The 15,229-nt window shown below is 48.8% G+C and carries 16 protein-coding genes and 1 pseudogene; 10 read left to right on the top strand and 7 right to left on the bottom strand.

Features of this window, described 5'->3' with window-relative positions:
- The first annotated feature begins 150 nt into the window (after positions 1 to 150).
- Complete coding sequence (locus KV201_RS01360; protein WP_006079942.1) at positions 151 to 780, top strand: flavin reductase family protein; 630 nt, start codon at positions 151 to 153, stop codon at positions 778 to 780.
- A 438-nt stretch (positions 781 to 1,218) separates the two neighbouring features.
- On the opposite strand, the pseudogene KV201_RS01355 reads toward KV201_RS01360, so the two are convergent.
- A pseudogene (locus tag KV201_RS01355) lies at positions 1,219 to 1,722 on the bottom strand (transposase); the annotation flags it as partial.
- 271 nt (positions 1,723 to 1,993) lie between these two features.
- Between KV201_RS01355 and KV201_RS01350 the strand changes: the two are divergent.
- Both KV201_RS01350 and KV201_RS01345 read left to right on the top strand, forming a co-directional pair.
- Positions 1,994 to 2,452, top strand: a complete 459-nt coding sequence (locus tag KV201_RS01350; RefSeq protein WP_226058299.1) for a hypothetical protein — start codon at positions 1,994 to 1,996, stop codon at positions 2,450 to 2,452.
- A gap of 421 nt (positions 2,453 to 2,873) precedes the next feature.
- Positions 2,874 to 3,224 (top strand): hypothetical protein, encoded by a 351-nt coding sequence (locus tag KV201_RS01345; RefSeq protein WP_226058298.1) that lies wholly within the window; start codon positions 2,874 to 2,876, stop codon positions 3,222 to 3,224.
- Positions 3,225 to 3,345: 121 nt separating this feature from the next.
- Here KV201_RS01345 and fre read toward each other — a convergent pair whose 3' ends face one another.
- Entirely contained in the window at positions 3,346 to 4,056 is a 711-nt protein-coding gene (fre, locus tag KV201_RS01340; RefSeq protein WP_006079948.1) for an NAD(P)H-flavin reductase, read from the bottom strand.
- A 114-nt stretch (positions 4,057 to 4,170) separates the two neighbouring features.
- A complete protein-coding gene (gene ubiD / locus KV201_RS01335; RefSeq protein ID WP_226058297.1) occupies positions 4,171 to 5,652 on the bottom strand; it encodes a 4-hydroxy-3-polyprenylbenzoate decarboxylase in 1,482 nt (493 codons plus the stop codon).
- Positions 5,653 to 5,811: 159 nt separating this feature from the next.
- Between ubiD and KV201_RS01330 the strand changes: the two genes are divergently transcribed.
- The gene (locus tag KV201_RS01330) at positions 5,812 to 6,621 is read left to right on the top strand and encodes a hypothetical protein (RefSeq protein WP_226058296.1); all 810 of its coding nucleotides are present in this window, start codon (positions 5,812 to 5,814) and stop codon (positions 6,619 to 6,621) included.
- Positions 6,622 to 7,016: 395 nt separating this feature from the next.
- Positions 7,017 to 8,252, top strand: coding sequence for an MFS transporter (locus KV201_RS01325; RefSeq protein ID WP_226058295.1), 1,236 nt, complete (start codon positions 7,017 to 7,019; stop codon positions 8,250 to 8,252).
- Positions 8,253 to 8,340: 88 nt separating this feature from the next.
- On the opposite strand, the gene KV201_RS01320 is transcribed toward KV201_RS01325, so the two are convergent.
- From KV201_RS01320 to arfB, 4 genes are all read right to left on the bottom strand, one after another.
- Positions 8,341 to 9,018 (bottom strand): SDR family NAD(P)-dependent oxidoreductase, encoded by a 678-nt coding sequence (locus KV201_RS01320; protein WP_226058294.1) that lies wholly within the window; start codon positions 9,016 to 9,018, stop codon positions 8,341 to 8,343.
- Positions 9,019 to 9,099: 81 nt separating this feature from the next.
- Positions 9,100 to 9,549, bottom strand: a complete 450-nt coding sequence (accB, locus tag KV201_RS01315) for an acetyl-CoA carboxylase biotin carboxyl carrier protein (RefSeq protein ID WP_226058293.1) — start codon at positions 9,547 to 9,549, stop codon at positions 9,100 to 9,102.
- Positions 9,550 to 9,584: 35 nt separating this feature from the next.
- Positions 9,585 to 10,025 (bottom strand): type II 3-dehydroquinate dehydratase, encoded by a 441-nt coding sequence (gene aroQ / locus KV201_RS01310; RefSeq protein WP_006084274.1) that lies wholly within the window; start codon positions 10,023 to 10,025, stop codon positions 9,585 to 9,587.
- 233 nt (positions 10,026 to 10,258) lie between these two features.
- A complete protein-coding gene (gene arfB, locus KV201_RS01305) occupies positions 10,259 to 10,690 on the bottom strand; it encodes an alternative ribosome rescue aminoacyl-tRNA hydrolase ArfB (RefSeq protein WP_011845670.1) in 432 nt (143 codons plus the stop codon).
- A 136-nt stretch (positions 10,691 to 10,826) separates the two neighbouring features.
- On the opposite strand from arfB, the gene KV201_RS01300 reads away from it, so the two are divergent.
- From KV201_RS01300 to KV201_RS01280, 5 genes are all read left to right on the top strand, one after another.
- Positions 10,827 to 11,192 carry an STAS/SEC14 domain-containing protein gene (locus KV201_RS01300; RefSeq protein ID WP_006079956.1) on the top strand — a complete coding sequence of 122 codons (366 nt, stop codon included), beginning with the start codon at positions 10,827 to 10,829 and terminating at the stop codon, positions 11,190 to 11,192.
- A gap of 36 nt (positions 11,193 to 11,228) precedes the next feature.
- The gene (locus tag KV201_RS01295) at positions 11,229 to 11,438 is read left to right on the top strand and encodes a DUF3012 domain-containing protein (RefSeq protein WP_226058292.1); all 210 of its coding nucleotides are present in this window, start codon (positions 11,229 to 11,231) and stop codon (positions 11,436 to 11,438) included.
- 220 nt (positions 11,439 to 11,658) lie between these two features.
- Positions 11,659 to 12,111 carry a hypothetical protein gene (locus KV201_RS01290; protein WP_226058368.1) on the top strand — a complete coding sequence of 151 codons (453 nt, stop codon included), beginning with the start codon at positions 11,659 to 11,661 and terminating at the stop codon, positions 12,109 to 12,111.
- A 371-nt stretch (positions 12,112 to 12,482) separates the two neighbouring features.
- Complete coding sequence (locus tag KV201_RS01285) at positions 12,483 to 13,925, top strand: TolC family protein (RefSeq protein ID WP_226058291.1); 1,443 nt, start codon at positions 12,483 to 12,485, stop codon at positions 13,923 to 13,925.
- Positions 13,926 to 13,935: 10 nt separating this feature from the next.
- Positions 13,936 to 15,207 carry an efflux RND transporter periplasmic adaptor subunit gene (locus KV201_RS01280; protein WP_226058290.1) on the top strand — a complete coding sequence of 424 codons (1,272 nt, stop codon included), beginning with the start codon at positions 13,936 to 13,938 and terminating at the stop codon, positions 15,205 to 15,207.
- Positions 15,208 to 15,229: the final 22 nt, after the last annotated feature.

The following is a 15,229-nucleotide window of genomic DNA, read 5'->3' as shown; positions in this document are numbered from 1 at the left end:
GCTCTCACTTAACTTATGCCGCAGAGTTTTGGCGACATCCAAGGAACTTAGGTAAGATAGCGACCATAAAAGTGTGCCAGTGATGGCTGTGTTAATCGCTCACGTCACGGTTGTGGCAATAACAATGTGGCAATAACAAAAGGATCAAGTATGACCGCTGATAACCGCTATTTTTACGAACCGAGCAAAGGCCATGGTCTTGCACACGATCCTTTAAATGCAATTGTGGGTCCTCGACCGATCGGCTGGATTTCATCACGGAATGCCGAGGGGCAACGCAATCTCGCCCCTTACAGCTTTTTCAATTGTTTCAATTACAAACCGCCCATCATCGGCTTTGCCAGCACAGGTTGGAAAGACAGTGTCGCCAATATCGTCGAAACAGGGGAATTTGTGTGGAACCTCACCACTCGCAGCCTTGCCGAGAAAATGAATCAAACCTCCGCCATGCTGCCACGCGGTCAAGATGAGTTTAGCTTTGCCGGACTCACGGCTAAAGCAGGCACGATTGTTAAGGCCGATTTAGTGGCTGAAAGCCCAGTGAATTTTGAATGTAAGTTGTCGCAATGTATTCAACTCACCGCCGCCAATGGCGACAAGATTGATACTTGGTTAGTACTAGGTGAGGTGGTGGCCGTGCATATCGCCAAGCATTTACTCAATGCCGAGGGGATTTATCAAACTGCACTTGCCGAGCCCGTATTACGTGCCGGCGGCCCATCGGCCTATTATGGGATCTCCGAAGATCTGCGTTTCGATCTACATAGACCACAAGTGTAGGGGGCTGCTCATTCGCCGCAGGGCTTTGGGTGTTCAAACTTCGTTTGAGTTTTTGAATTATGAGTTTTGGTATCTCATGGCAGAGCAATTCATGACTTAAGCTTTTTTTAAAAGAAAAATCAAAGTCGTGGGGCTTCACCCCACACCCGACCAAGAGGGGATCAACAGCAATTCCCTCTTGGATCTCCCTTGCCGCCCCTAGCGAAGTTACATGCATTGGTTAGTGGTCTCATACTCCAATAAAAATTGCCTAACGGCTCAGATGGGACATCCCTGTCCCCCCCGAGCCTGCGCCATCATCCATGATGTCGCCACGGCATTTTTATCTGCGTATTTCGACAACTTCGCAGGGGAAGGTGAACTCCTAAGGTTTCGGTGCAAACTGTTAATCTTAAAAGAGTTCTGCCCTGTTCCATCTTTTCCGATGAGACCTGTTCAGTCTGCTAAAATACTGCTAAGTGACGCTTGTAGTTGCAATCTGCTGACAGAGAAGATCACACTAGACTCGCTCGCTAGGCTTCGAATTTGATTTACCATGGCGGTTCTATTTTGAACTAGACGACTGTGTACACAACGTAATGCTTTAATGTCTTGTTGCTCAACAGTTTTAACTGGAATCACGTGGATATTAGGTCTGAAAGCAGCTTCGCATATAGCGAGGGCATCGTTGGCATCATTCTTTTGGTTTGCAACGAATGGCTTAACATGTTTAGCAAGGATCAGTTGCACTTGATAACCAAGTGCTTGAAATTGTCTTCCCCAGTAATGAGCTGTCCCAGAAGCCTTCATAGCAATAAGGCTACCTTCGGGGAATTGTCTAATTTTATCGAGCAGCTTGTTTATGTTAACCTTTTTGTTACTCATGATTGAGTTATCCATAAGACAAACGCAAGCTTGAAAAACATTTTTGACTAAATCGATACCAATAACTTTAATATCCATGATGAAAACCTCCTGAACTATTTGTCAGCTTCAAGCTTGGCATAATACTGCTAGCTTAGGTGCTGCGATGTCCATCACATCACTACAGTGAACTGATACACGTTGTGCTCACTGATAATGGAACTGAATCAAGCGGCAATTTGCAACCAACGATTGATATGGAAAATGAAGTTAATAGGCAGACTGGAGAAGGAACTAGAACAGACCATGGTGACGGAGAAACTGTGACAGTCTCTGGAGCAACTTGTCGACCAACTGAGGGTGGATAGTCATGTTAAAAGCCAGTTATATAAGTTTAATGGTGATAGTAGCATTTCAATTCTTTGCAATGCCAAACAGCACTGCAAATGAAATAATTTACAATGGCTTCTGGACAAAGTATCGAGTTTTTAAATCGGTTCCAGAATTTGAATTAATTGCTAGGGTGAAACTTGATGCTAATATTGAATTAAATAAGGTTTTTGCATCAGAAATATTTTCATTTGTAGAGACTCTTCCAGAAAAAGATAACTTTGTTTTTCTTTATAAGAAAAGTGATTCTAAGGAAATCATTGCGATTGCCTCATTAAATAAGATGTTCGTTTACGAAAAAAATGGGTGGCGGGTTTTTGAGGTTAACAGTGAACAAGCAATGTATATTCATTGTGTTATAGCTAATTATTATGATGTGTCTAAGCTAAATGAGCCTAAATCTGCAGACGTTTTTAGTGATGTTAGATGCAAAAGATAGGACATATATGGTCACCTCGGGTTTAGCAAGACCAATGTCCTACTTTGTTTAAACTACATTTGCGCTAATCGATAGATCACCTTTCACAATGGGGTATCGGTCGTTAATGGTTCGCGGTCTTACGACATATATCCGGCGTCTGTTGCGCCCTAATGAGATCCAAATTGACGTCTCCTCCTAGGCAGCGGAAAAGAGCGGACAGGCATACATTTTATGTTAAAGCTGACACCGTTCCCCTGTGAAGTTGCCGCGGGGCATTGGACTCTTTGTTTTAAATAGCATTGCGTGAGTCTAGTCATGGATGACTGGCTAGTTTTCGGCGTAGCCCTATTACTCCCTAGTCGGCAGACAAGCAAGGCTTGGAGGAAGATACTCAGTTGGAGCAAGAATGATTACTTCACAGACAATGAGCCGGAGATAGATGCATATACTTACTGATGCTCAACGGATATTTTTTATCTTACTGATGTGGGCCGATTTTGTTTTTGCTGTCGGGCTGCATATTTGGTATCGGCTGAAAGTCGTAAAAAAGTATGACGCTGTGCTGCTTAAATCAGGCATCCCTCATCAGTCCTTCGATCTGATGGGGGGGCGGATCTTCCTGTATATGAGGGCGGCGCTGAGCCCGGTTTGGTTCGACAAGATGCACAGGAAGGAAAACCTCTTCGATCCTAAACTCCTGGCCCCTCATGTGACGAGGTTCGACAAGATCTTGATGCTGGTTCAGTTGGTTGTGATTCCGCTTTTTTTTATCTTGCTGTTTATTTTATGATTAAGATGCCGCAAGTGTCATTTTCTTATTGAAAGTAAAAACAAAACCCCAGTAAAAGCTGGGGTTTATTATTTAAGCCTATGCTGGCAACGTTAGCCAGCTAAGCTAACCAATTATTGCGTTATTTGATAAACGCGAACGCATCACCGTAGAGATGCGCTTCCTCTACACCAATCTCACGGAAGATTTCCCGTGCTGCACCCACCATGTCGAAACGGCCGGCGATATAGATGTCGTAGCCATTTAGGCTGACAAAATCTTGCTTAATTTGCGCTAACAAATTGGCGGTTTTACCTTGCCAATTGGCTGGGGCTTCTTCGATCACTGGGACGAAGTTCAACCAAGGGTGGGCATCGTGCCATTGGCGGGCTATGGCTTCAAAATACATGGCATCTTGGGTACGACAACCCCAATACAAGGTGGTTTTAACCTGTTGGCCAATGGCGATTTGGTGCTCGACGATACTTTTAATGTAAGAGAAACCAGTGCCGCCGGCGATTAAGAGGCGAGGGCGTTGGCTTTCGTGGCGCAGGTGGGCTTCGCCGCCTGGGGCTTCGATATCGATAGTGCTGCCATCAATGGCGCAGGCTTTCATGCGCTCGACCACTTGCATTGGGTAGCTTTCACTGACAGCGGCGCCAATGTGTAATTCGATCAGCTCGGCGTTTGGCGCTGATGCGATAGAGAAGGGACGTTTATCTTTTTCACCCATGACAACACATAAGTATTGCCCCGCTTGGAAATCGAAGGCGGTTTCTGGTCTTAACAATACTTGATATACGGCATCGTTAAATGGGCTAACTTTCTCTATCTTACAACGTATGGTTTTCATCAAACTTCCTTTGCACCTTTCTTCAACAGTATGTGTCTAGGTGTCGCTTTAGCGGCCTGTTATTGGCCTATTCTCTTGGCTTAAGCCGATACTTGAGTAACGGCTTAAGCTGAATTATAGGGTTGGGCTGTCGTCTATGCCTAACTCATCCCAGATTGAGTCGATCTTTTGTTTTACTTTTGGATCCATCACGATTGGCGTGCCCCATTCGCGGTTGGTTTCGCCTTCCCACTTATTGGTGGCGTCGAGTCCCATTTTTGAGCCTAAGCCCGCGACGGGTGAGGCAAAATCGAGGTAGTCGATCGGGGTGTTTTCGATCATCACAGTATCGCGTTTAGGGTCCATGCGGGTGGTGATCGCCCAGATCACATCTTGCCAGTCACGGCAGTTCACATCTTCATCGACGATGACAATAAACTTAGTGTACATAAATTGGCGTAGGAAAGACCACGCGCCCATCATCACCCGTTTGGCGTGTCCCGGATATTGTTTGCGAATAGAGATCACAGCCATGCGGTACGAACAACCCTCAGGCGGTAGATAAAAATCAACGATCTCAGGATATTGCTTACGCAAAATCGGCACAAACACTTCGTTTAATGCAACTCCAAGCATGGCGGGCTCATCCGGTGGACGGCCTGTGTAAGTGCTGTGGTAGATGGCATCTTTACGGTGAGTGATGTGGGTAACGGTAAATACTGGAAACTTATCGGTTTCGTTGTAGTAACCCGTATGATCGCCGTAGGGGCCTTCTTCCGCCAGTTCTTCAGGATCGATATAACCTTCGAGGATGATTTCACTGGTGGCGGGCACTTCTAAGTCGCAGCTTAATGCCTTGCAGACTTCGGTACGTTCACCGCGCAGTAAACCGGCAAAAGCGTATTCGCTCATGGAATCGGGGACTGGGGTGACGGCACCTAAAATGGTTACAGGATCGGCGCCGAGTGCGACCACAACCGGATAACGCTCACCGGGGAATTGTTGTTTAAAATCAGCAAAGTCTAACGCGCCGCCACGGTGGGATAACCAACGCATGATCAGCTTGTTTTTACCCAGTAATTGTTGGCGATAAATACCTAAATTCTGACGACTCTTGCGCGGGCCTTTGGTGATGGTTAAGCCCCATGTCACCAGTGGTGCGACATCGCCCGGCCAGCAATGCTGAATAGGTAATTGGGTCAAATCGACTTCATCGCCGGTTTTGATCACTTGTTGGCAAGGGGGATTGCGCACTGTCTTTGGCGGCATATTCAAGGCTTGCTTGAACATAGGGATCTTAGCGATCGCGTCTTTAAAGCCCCGTGGTGGTTCAGGTTCTTTTAAAAAGGCTAACAGTTCGCCCACTTCCCGCAACGCTAAGGGGTCATCTTTACCGAGCGCCATGGCCACACGTTTTGGCGTACCGAACAGGTTTACCAACACGGGCATGTGATGATCTTTGGGATTTTCAAATAATAGCGCAGGGCCCTTAGCGCGTAATACGCGATCGGCGATCTCTGTCATTTCTAAATGAGGATCAACTGGGTAGCTAATGCGTTTGAGTTCGCCATTGGCTTCCAGATGATCAATAAAGCTGCGTAAATCCTTAAAAATCATGTGGAAATAGCCTCTGCAATGAAAATCCGTGTGGCGCGCACTATAGCATTTTTCTGTTTTAGGGTTAACCAATTCAGTGATCTTCAAGCTTAGGAAGCGTAAAATGGACGCCAGTAAGTCACGATTGATCTCGCTTACGCCCTTTATTTCGAGGTTTATATGAATATCCCAGTAAAGTTTACTCAAGGAAAGTGTGTTCAAAGTCAATCACATGGCGTGCTTAAGCGGCCGCTAAAGTGTTTGGTTTTGTCGCTGGCTGTGGGGATATCGCTCTTGGGCGCGCTCAGTGTGTCGACTGCGGCGGTTGCCGGAAATCGGGACCATTCGGAGCAAGGCGAGCGCCAAGGTCATCGTGATAGCCACAGCCGTGGAGAAAGTCATTACAACAATCGTCATGACAACCATTACGACAACCGCCATGTGCGCAACAATAATCGCCACTATCGTCCCTATTATCGTCCCTATTACCCTTGGGGTTTAGGATTGGGTTTAGGTCTCGCAACAGGTTGGGGTTCTGGCTGGAATGTCGGTTATGGTGTGAACAGCCAATGGAATAATGATTGGGGCTGGAATACTTCGCGTGACGTTTACGCTCGAAATTACTGGAACTCGCCCTATTCGGGCATAGGATTGTCGATTCCTATGCGCTACGACGATGAACCTGTGGCGATTTCTGCGCCTGTACGGGTCACAACCAGTATGCAATATTCTGCGAGTGAAGGCCGTATGGTATCGAGTATGCCTGTAAATATGGCCGGACAATCGACTGGGCAACTGGTGTCGCAAGCTAGTAATGCCGCAAGCAAGACGGCTGCGACTCCCCGTCCACGGGCGGCGCACAGTGTGTCTAGCTTGCCGAGCAATGCCAGAATTGTGCAGCAAGATGGCCGTACACTTTACGAGTGGCAAGGCACGCTTTACGCCTACGACTGGAACAGTCAAACTTATCAAGAACAGTTAGTCAGATAGATTTACATTAGGTAAATGACTGAGAAATTGGAGCCCCTTAGTGGGCTCCAATTTATTGGTTATCTTTTATTAGTGAGTTATACCAATCACATTAAATATCTAATCAGTTCAGAGCCTCACAGGCATCTCAATCCAAGGCGCATTGACGCAGAAATGGTATTCCCTTTTAAGTCAATGCAACACGGGAGTGGGATGCCTGTGTGGCTCGCGGAGGGCGGCTGATGTTAACGGCATGGCAACGCGCTTTATACTGCGTTCAAGGCTTTCGACAGAGCACCACTATGCCTTCAAGCCTTCGCCTTGTCTAAAGCGCGTTGAACTCCCGCTGAATGAACAGATATTTAATACGATTGGTATTAGCTAGTTGTCGTTTTGTAGCATAGCGGAGAAAACGTTTGAAAACCGTTCAACATCAGGTTCAAAATCCATCTGTCCAAAATCAGCATAAGGGCGCCAGTACACTATGGGTGTTGCTCGCCTTAGCGCTCGGGACGTTTGCCTTAGGTACCACAGAATTTGCTTCCATGACTTTAGTGCCCTATATCGCCAGCGATTTAGGCGTAGATGTCGCCCACGTGAGTTATGCCATTAGCGCCTATGCGCTGGGGGTTGTGGTCGGTTCGCCGATTATTATGGTGCTGGCGGTTAGGGTCAGGCGGCGAACACTCTTGATTGCTTTAGCTGCCTTAATGGCGGTGGCCAATGGCTTAAGTGCGTTAGCGCCATCATTGAATTGGCTAATCTTTTTCCGTTTTCTCAGCGGCTTGCCCCACGGTGCCTATTTTGGTGTGGCTATGTTGCTCGCGGCCTCTTTAGTGCCGCCAGAAATGAAGGCCCGCGCCGTATCGCGGGTGATTATTGGCCTTACACTGGCGACGATTATCGGTGTGCCGTTTGCCACTTGGATGGGGCAAACTGTGGGCTGGCGCTCAGGGATTGGCATAGTGGCGATTTTGGCAACTATTACCGCTGTGATGGTGTATTTTTTAGCGCCTGATCAGGCCGTGGCCGCTGATGCGAGTCCAAGGAAAGAGCTGCAAACCCTGAAGAATCGTGAAGTCTGGTTGACGCTCGGTATCGCGGCCATTGGCTTTGGCGGTATCTTCTGCGTGTATACCTATCTGGCTGAAACCTTAATCCAAGTGACACAAGTCGAGCCGTTTAAGATCCCGATTATGATGGCGGTATTTGGTATTGGCGCAACATTGGGCACGCTGGTGTGTGGCTGGGCGGCGGATAAGTCGGCCTTAGCTGCGGCGTTTTGGTCGTTAGTGTTAAGCACTGTGGTATTAGCGATTTACCCGAGTCTGACTGGACATTACTGGGCGCTGATGCCCGTAGTATTCTTTGTCGGTTGTGGCTTGGGACTTGCCACCATAGTGCAAGCAAGATTGATGGATGTGGCGCCCGATGGGCAGGCCATGACAGGTGCGTTAGTGCAATGTGCCTTTAATCTTGCCAATGCGATTGGTCCTTGGGTGGGCAGTTTAGTGATCCTGTCTGGACAAGGGATTGCCGCGACAGGTTATGCGGCGTCTTTGTTGTCATTAGGAGGACTTGTGATGTGGTGGCTGACCCACAGGGAGAGTCGCCGCGCGGTGAGCTTAAACACAGCTAACTGCGCTGACTAGCAAGCGGATCACTCAGGTTCGAGGTGCTGCTATCCTGCGTTTCGAACCTGTTTTGTGCGCAATCCGCCAACCTCAGTTTCGGCTAGAGCTAGGCTCTTTGTATGGTGATATCGGCGATATAACCGTGCTGGGTGGCGATTAATGCTTGCTTGAGCATGCCAGCCGCTTCATCGGCGGACATAAAGCTGGTGGTATCTAATGCTTTACCGCTACTTGGCCAAAAGCCTGTATCCATACCGCCGGGATACACGGCAATCAACTTCATTGGGCTTTGTTTAAGCTCTAATCGCACCGACTCGATAAATCCCCGCACTGCCCATTTTGCCGCGCAGTAAGTGGATTCTCCCGCCTTGGCGGCAAGCGCTGCGGTGGACATGACCACAACCACAGTGACCGCTTGATCTTTATAGCGTTTCACTAGCTCGCGCACTAACAAAATCGTCGAGGTGACATTGTTATTGAGCAGGCTGTGGATATCGCTAGCAGTTTGGGTTTCAATCGCACCAAAGTAGCCGCTGCCCGCACAGTGGATCACGGTTTTAGGGGCTTGCGTCAGGCCATCGAACAGGGCTTCGAGACTCGATTCACTGGCGAGATCGGCGGTGATCGCGGCGATAGGCTTGTTGGAGAAGGGCGTTAATGCATTGGCGACGGTTTGTAGACGCTCGGCATTGCGGCCTGTGAGTGTTAGCGGTTCATTTTCTTTGGCGTAGAGCGATGCTAGCGCCGCGCCTAAACCACTGCTGGCGCCGGTAATTAATATCATAGTGACCTCGGTTAATGCTGCCTTTGCTTGAAAACCGCAGCTTAAACTCAAGTGCGCTTCAATTCATGATAAGGCGAGCGGTTAGATTAAGGTAAATAGCGGTTGATCGAATGCCACTTCATCGCCGTCTTTGGCCCAAATAGCGCTGATCACGCCATCGCGCTCGGCTTGGATGGGATTCATCATTCTCATCGCTTCGATAATGCAGACAACTTCACCTTGGCTCACCTTTTGGCCGACTTTAACCAGCGGCACATCATCGAGTTCTGCCGCTGCGTAAAAGGTGCCGACCATAGGCGAGACTTGCACAAAACCTTCTGTACTTGGCGAAATGCCTGTTTGCTTTGCCTGTGCATTCAAAGGTGCCACGCGTGCTGTGGCTGGCGTTTGCGATGACTGCACATTGGCTGGCATAGGGCTGTAGCGAGTGATGCGAATTGATTCTTCACCTTCGGTGATCGCCAGTTCTGCTATGTCAGATTCTTGTACTAACTCAATGAGTTTTTTAATTTTACGAAGATCCATTGCCATTTATCTGCCCTTGCAAAGCACGCTATTGAATGGGATTACTGTGGCTGGTTGAGCCGCTTAATGGCCGCCGCCAGCGCAAACTCATAACCCTGTGAACCGAAACCGCAAATCACGCCTATCGCCTTATCGGAAAAATAGGAATGGTGACGGAAGGCTTCACGGGCGTGCACATTGGATAAATGCACTTCAAAGAACGGAATTGCGACACCAAGCAAGGCATCACGCAGGGCAACGCTAGTATGGGTAAAGGCGGCGGGGTTGATAATAATCATCTGCGCATCGGTCGCATGAATCGCGTTGATCAACTCAAACTCGGCATTGGACTGAATATGCTCGAGCTCAACTTCCGCCAACTTTGCCTGCTGATTTAACTCCGCCACTATGTCGGCCAAGGTTTGATGACCATAAACGCTGGGCTCGCGGCGACCTAAGAGGTTGAGATTGGGGCCATTGACGAGCAAAATTTTGTGACTCATTGCGCTTTCCTTTACCAGGTGCCTTGGGATTAAAGCTGGGAGGCATTTTTTAGTTTTGTTGATAGGTCACTAACTTAACCTGTTCAAATCGATTTTGCATTATCCGTTAGTCGATTGTGTGCGAGCTGATCATGTGCGAGCCGACTATGCCATTGAAATTCTGCGCCATTGTCAGCCAGTTTCAACTGCGGCCTAACTTCTATCTAAGCTAGTAGCGCGACTAATTATTAAAGCTAATAGTCAGTCTTCTGCTGACGCATGGCTTTAGTGGCGCCTTTTTGTTTCTTGGACTCTAATCGCCGCGTTTGGCTGCCTTTAGTTGCGCGGGTAGGGATGCGTTTTTTTTGCACTTCACCGACACTGGCGACTAAGGCGATAAATTGCTCCAACGCCGTTTGGCGGTTGGCATCTTGGCTGCGACTCGCTTGACATTTAATGATGATTTTGCCGCTTTTAGTGATGCGGTGATCGGCCTTGTTGAGCAGGCGTTCTTGGTAAAACTCGGGCAATGATGAGCTTTTAATATCGAAGATCAGCTGCGCAGCGGTAGACACTTTATTTAAGTGCTGGCCGCCAGCGCCACTCGAACGGATAAATTGCCACTCGATTTCATTTTCCTGAAGTTCCACACGGTTTGAGATTTTTATCATGGCAAACTTAGGCATTTTTCAGCATGGATTGAGAAGCTATCAATAATCACTTATGGCTTTTCAATAGATTTGTTATCATCGGGCGCATTCTTTGCCACTGCATTGGCCAAGGCCATTGCTTGCAAAAGTGTTCTCGATTCGGAGTGCCTCTATGTTATGCCAAATCCCCGATATTGCTAAGGGTGTTATCAGTCTTTTTGCCAGTGGCCGACTATCCTCCACCGATTATCGGACCCGTTTACAGCCAGCGATTAAGAGTTATCGTAAGGATTGGGGCCAAGTTTGCCTGTATATTGAGGCGGACGTGTTACTCGAGGGCTGGGAATTTGAGTCACTCACCGGCAGTGGTGAAGTCCAATTACCTAATTTTGAAGCGCTAGTATTTGTGGGCGGTCCTGATTGGGTGGGAAATTCGGTGCGCTTACTTGGGCCTTTTATGCAGGGCGAAGTGGCATGGTTTCCCCTAGAACAGAAAACCAAAGCGATTGCTTGGATCACTAAGCGTTCGAATATCTAATGGTCTTATGTAGACCGTATTTACAAGGAATGAAGTATGTCTTTATTTAAATCGCACGCTTTTTCTAAGCAAAATGTTTCTAAAATCAGTGCTATTGCGTTGGTGCTGGCGTTTACCGCTGGGCTGAGTGCCTGCGCGCCAGAAGTCGGTAGCGATGCTTGGTGTAAGCAGATGAAAGATAAGCCATCTGGCGATTGGACTGCCAATGAAGCCGCCGATTACGCTAAACACTGCGTGTTTAAATAAGCTGGCTTAACATCATATTTGAATAAAACGCAGGTTTAAGCATCACAGCTTAGCTAGCTAATATTTGCATACTACTGTTTGCAAGCTGTGAACTTCTGCTTCAGCTTTGGGTCAGATGCTGGGTAACCCTTAGTCCTTGGCCCTTAAATAAGTGACTCAACCATTGTTAATGCTAATAAGGTGATATTTGAATTCTACCGCTAAGCCATTTTTTACTCGAATGGTGACCTTACTGATAGCCATTATCGTGCTGCAATTTGCTGGCGCGAATTTGGGTGCGCATCAGTTACATGCGGGCAATGGCGCGGAAGAAGCCGATAATCATCCCCATCTGCAATTTAGCGCCCAAGTGACCACTTTAGCCCAATGTGTCGATTGCGTTTGCCCAAGTGAGCAAGCCCTAGGCTTTGCCGATATTGGTGCAAGTATTGATGTGTTAGGCAATAACGTGGGCGAGAATCATGCCAGCGAATTGCATTCCCACTTAGTGAAAACCACTGAATTACAATATTTTGACCTGTGCCTCGATTGCCAATGCCATGGCGGCCATGTGGCGCTGTTATCTCCTGGGCTAAGCCAGCCTGTGCAAGCGTTAGAAAGCGTCTTTCTCGCTGCTAATTTATCCTATTTTCAGCCCGATAATTTACCTAAGTACCGTCCTCCAATAGCTTAATCCCCCAATATCCAGCTTATTCCTCGGTCTAAGGATCTTGATTCATCTTCTTGGATCTCAATCTATTTCGCCGCGCGATAAGCCTTTTATATTCATCCCCCAAATGCGATTTAACTGATGCTCAGCAGCGTGAGTTGTTGTGCCGGCCATCGGCCTTTTAGCCATGCGATGTGTTGGTTATGCATAGCTTAAGTTACGCATAGTTTTAGTTATGTATTGCTTGGCGGGATGATTCGATCGGCGCTTATTTGCCATGCCCAGAACGGTAGGATTGCTTTGCATTGAGTTATTTCAAATGAAGCTCAAATCTAGCTGTCTCACATTGGGCGCAAAAGTCAGCCGATTCACATTCGATATTGTTAGGATTTGCGATGAACAAAACGACTCTCGCCCGTACCTTGGCTTGCCTGTTTCGATCGGGCTTGCTGAGCTGCGGATTAGTATTGGCTGCCGGATTGCTAGCCTTTGCCCTCGCGGCAGAAAATGACACTCTTGAAGTCTTCCTTGAAAACAAAGCTCCTGAAGCCGAGGTGTTTAAAGCTCAATCACTGGGCTTACCCGCCAAAGAAACCGACACGCCATATGTTGCCTTCGGCCAATGGTTGCCCGCGTTACTCACACAGTTCAATCAGTTACCTGAAGTGCAGGCGCAGCTTACACGGCAGCAACAAGCAGAGCTTGCCATTCAGGCGGCGGATCGCGCCGTGTATAACCCTGAACTTGGGCTTAACTATCAAAATGCCGACACAGATTCCTACAGCTTAGGCCTGAGTCAAACCTTAGATTGGGGAGATAAGCGCGGCGTGGCGACAAAACGTGCCGAGCTTGAAGCCCAAATCCTGTTCGCTGACATAGGTTTAGAGCGTAACCAAATGTTGGCCGAACGCTTACTGGCGCTGGCAGAACAGGCGCAAAGTCGTAAGGCGCTGACCTTTGCCGAGCAGCAACTCAGGTTTACTAAGGCGCAGCTCGGCATTGCCAAGCAGCGGTTGGCGGCGGGGGATTTGTCTAACGTTGAGTTGCAATTGATGCAACTCGAGTTAGCAACCAATACCGCCGATTATGCCTTAGCCGAGCAGGCAGCTTTAGTGGCTGACGGCAAAGTGATTGAGTTGCTTGGGGATAATAATCTCGCCTTTAGTGAGTTCATCAAGGAGATCCATGTCTTCGTGACTCAGGCTAAGCAAGCGCCAGCGCCCGAGTTGGGCACCTCCAAATCAACTTTGCCAGCACTGGCGAGCGCTTACCAACAAGTGTTGTTGGCGCGAGTCAATGCCATGCAAGTCAAGGCCGATACGTCAGCGGACCCGACCATTAGCCTAGGCGCAGAAAAGGAGGGCACGGACAATAAGCTCGGTGTCGGTGTATCGATTCCTCTGCAAGTTCGCAATAACTACAGTGAGTTACAAGCCGTGGCCGATAAGGGCATCGCGATCGCCGAGCAAGGCTATCTTGCCCGTGAGCGAGTACTTACCGCCAAGCAGAAACACGTCCTCTACGCGTTACCGCGTTTACTTGAGCGTTACCAAGACTGGCGCGAGTTAGTACAAGTGTCCGGTGCCAAAGCCGCTAAATCCTTAAGCCAACAATGGCAAGCGGGCGATGTGAGTACCAGCGAGTACTTGCAGAGTCGCCGTCAGTTGGCCGCCAGTTATTTGGTGGGATTGAATCTAGAAACGGCCATTTATCAGAGCTGGTTAACGTGGATGGGCGAAAGCGGTCAGCTTATGCCCTTTTTGAATGGTACGGCTGAACAGATCAGCCAAGCACCTTCACACATGCCAAATGCCGCCGCGCGCACAGTAAACCAATGAGGTCACAATAATGAATTCAAATACTCACTACGAAAATGTCCTTCAACTGGATGCTGTCACGTCCCCTGAAAAGCGTCGGTTTAACCTATCAACAATCGCGCTCGCATTCTTAGTGCTGAGCACGTTTGTATTTAACGCTCAGCCTGTATTGGCTGGCGGTGATCACGCACCCGCGGCTAAGGAAAGCGGTGATTCGGTAACGCAAACGGCGCCGACGGATGAACACGGTGCACAGGCGCTGAAATTGACCCAAGTGCAGCAAGCATTGGCGGGCATTAGCTTATTACCCCTGTCGAGCGATAGCTTGAATATCGCCAATTTGAATCTGGATATTAGGGCGACGGCGACCTTAGTGGTCGATCGCGATAGAACCGCCACCCTTGCGCCGCAGCTCGATGTGCGCGTGTTAGCGCGCCATGTGGTGCCGGGGCAAGAAGTCAAAAAAGGTGAGCCTTTACTGACCTTGGGCGGCTCAGCCGTTGCGCAGGCGCAGGCGGATTACATCAATGCCGCCGCCGAATGGAGCCGAGTTAAGCGCATGAGCGAAGGCGCCGTGAGTGTCAGCCGCCGTATGCAGGCGCAGGTGGATGCCGAACTTAAACGCGCGATTTTAGAGGCGATTAAGATGACGCAAGCACAAATTCGCGCACTGGAATTGACGCCCGAAGCCATCGGCAGTTATCAACTTTTAGCGCCGATTGACGGACGAGTGCAGCAAGATATCGCCATGTTAGGCCAAGTATTTAGTGCGGGCACGCCGTTAATGCAGCTGACCGACGAGTCCTATCTGTGGGTTGAGGCGCAGTTAACGCCTACCCAAACCGCGCATATCACTGTCGGCAGTGCAGCCTTAGTGCAAGTGGGGGATAAGACGCTGGCGGGCAAGATCATAGGTCGCTCCCATGAACTCGATAGCGTGACGCGCACCGAACAAGTGCTGGTGAGTATGTCCAATCCTGATCATGTGCTGCATGCGGGGCAATTTGCCGAACTCTACTTTGCCAATACTGTCGCCAACTCTGCTGATAAGGCTGGTGGAATCGTGCTGCCCGATGCGGCGCTCACCCGCAGCGGCGATGGCGACTGGCAGATTTTTATTCAAGATGAAGATGGCTTCGAGTCCATTGAGGTAGAAGTGGTGCAGCGTCAGCGCGGCTTGAGTTTAGTGCGCGGCGCTGAGCTTGAAAAAGCCCAGCAGGCACAACTCAAGGTCGTGGTGGCTGGCGCATTTTTCTTGGCGTCCGAGCAGGCGAAAGCAGGCTTTGATATCCATAACCATTAATGTCGCCACTGAACGCTTGAGG

Source organism: Shewanella sp. SR1 (assembly GCF_020447145.1).
GTDB lineage: Bacteria > Pseudomonadota > Gammaproteobacteria > Enterobacterales > Shewanellaceae > Shewanella > Shewanella baltica.
The sequence above is the reverse complement of the archived record's forward strand: the minus strand, read 5'-3'. Positions and strand labels throughout refer to the sequence as shown.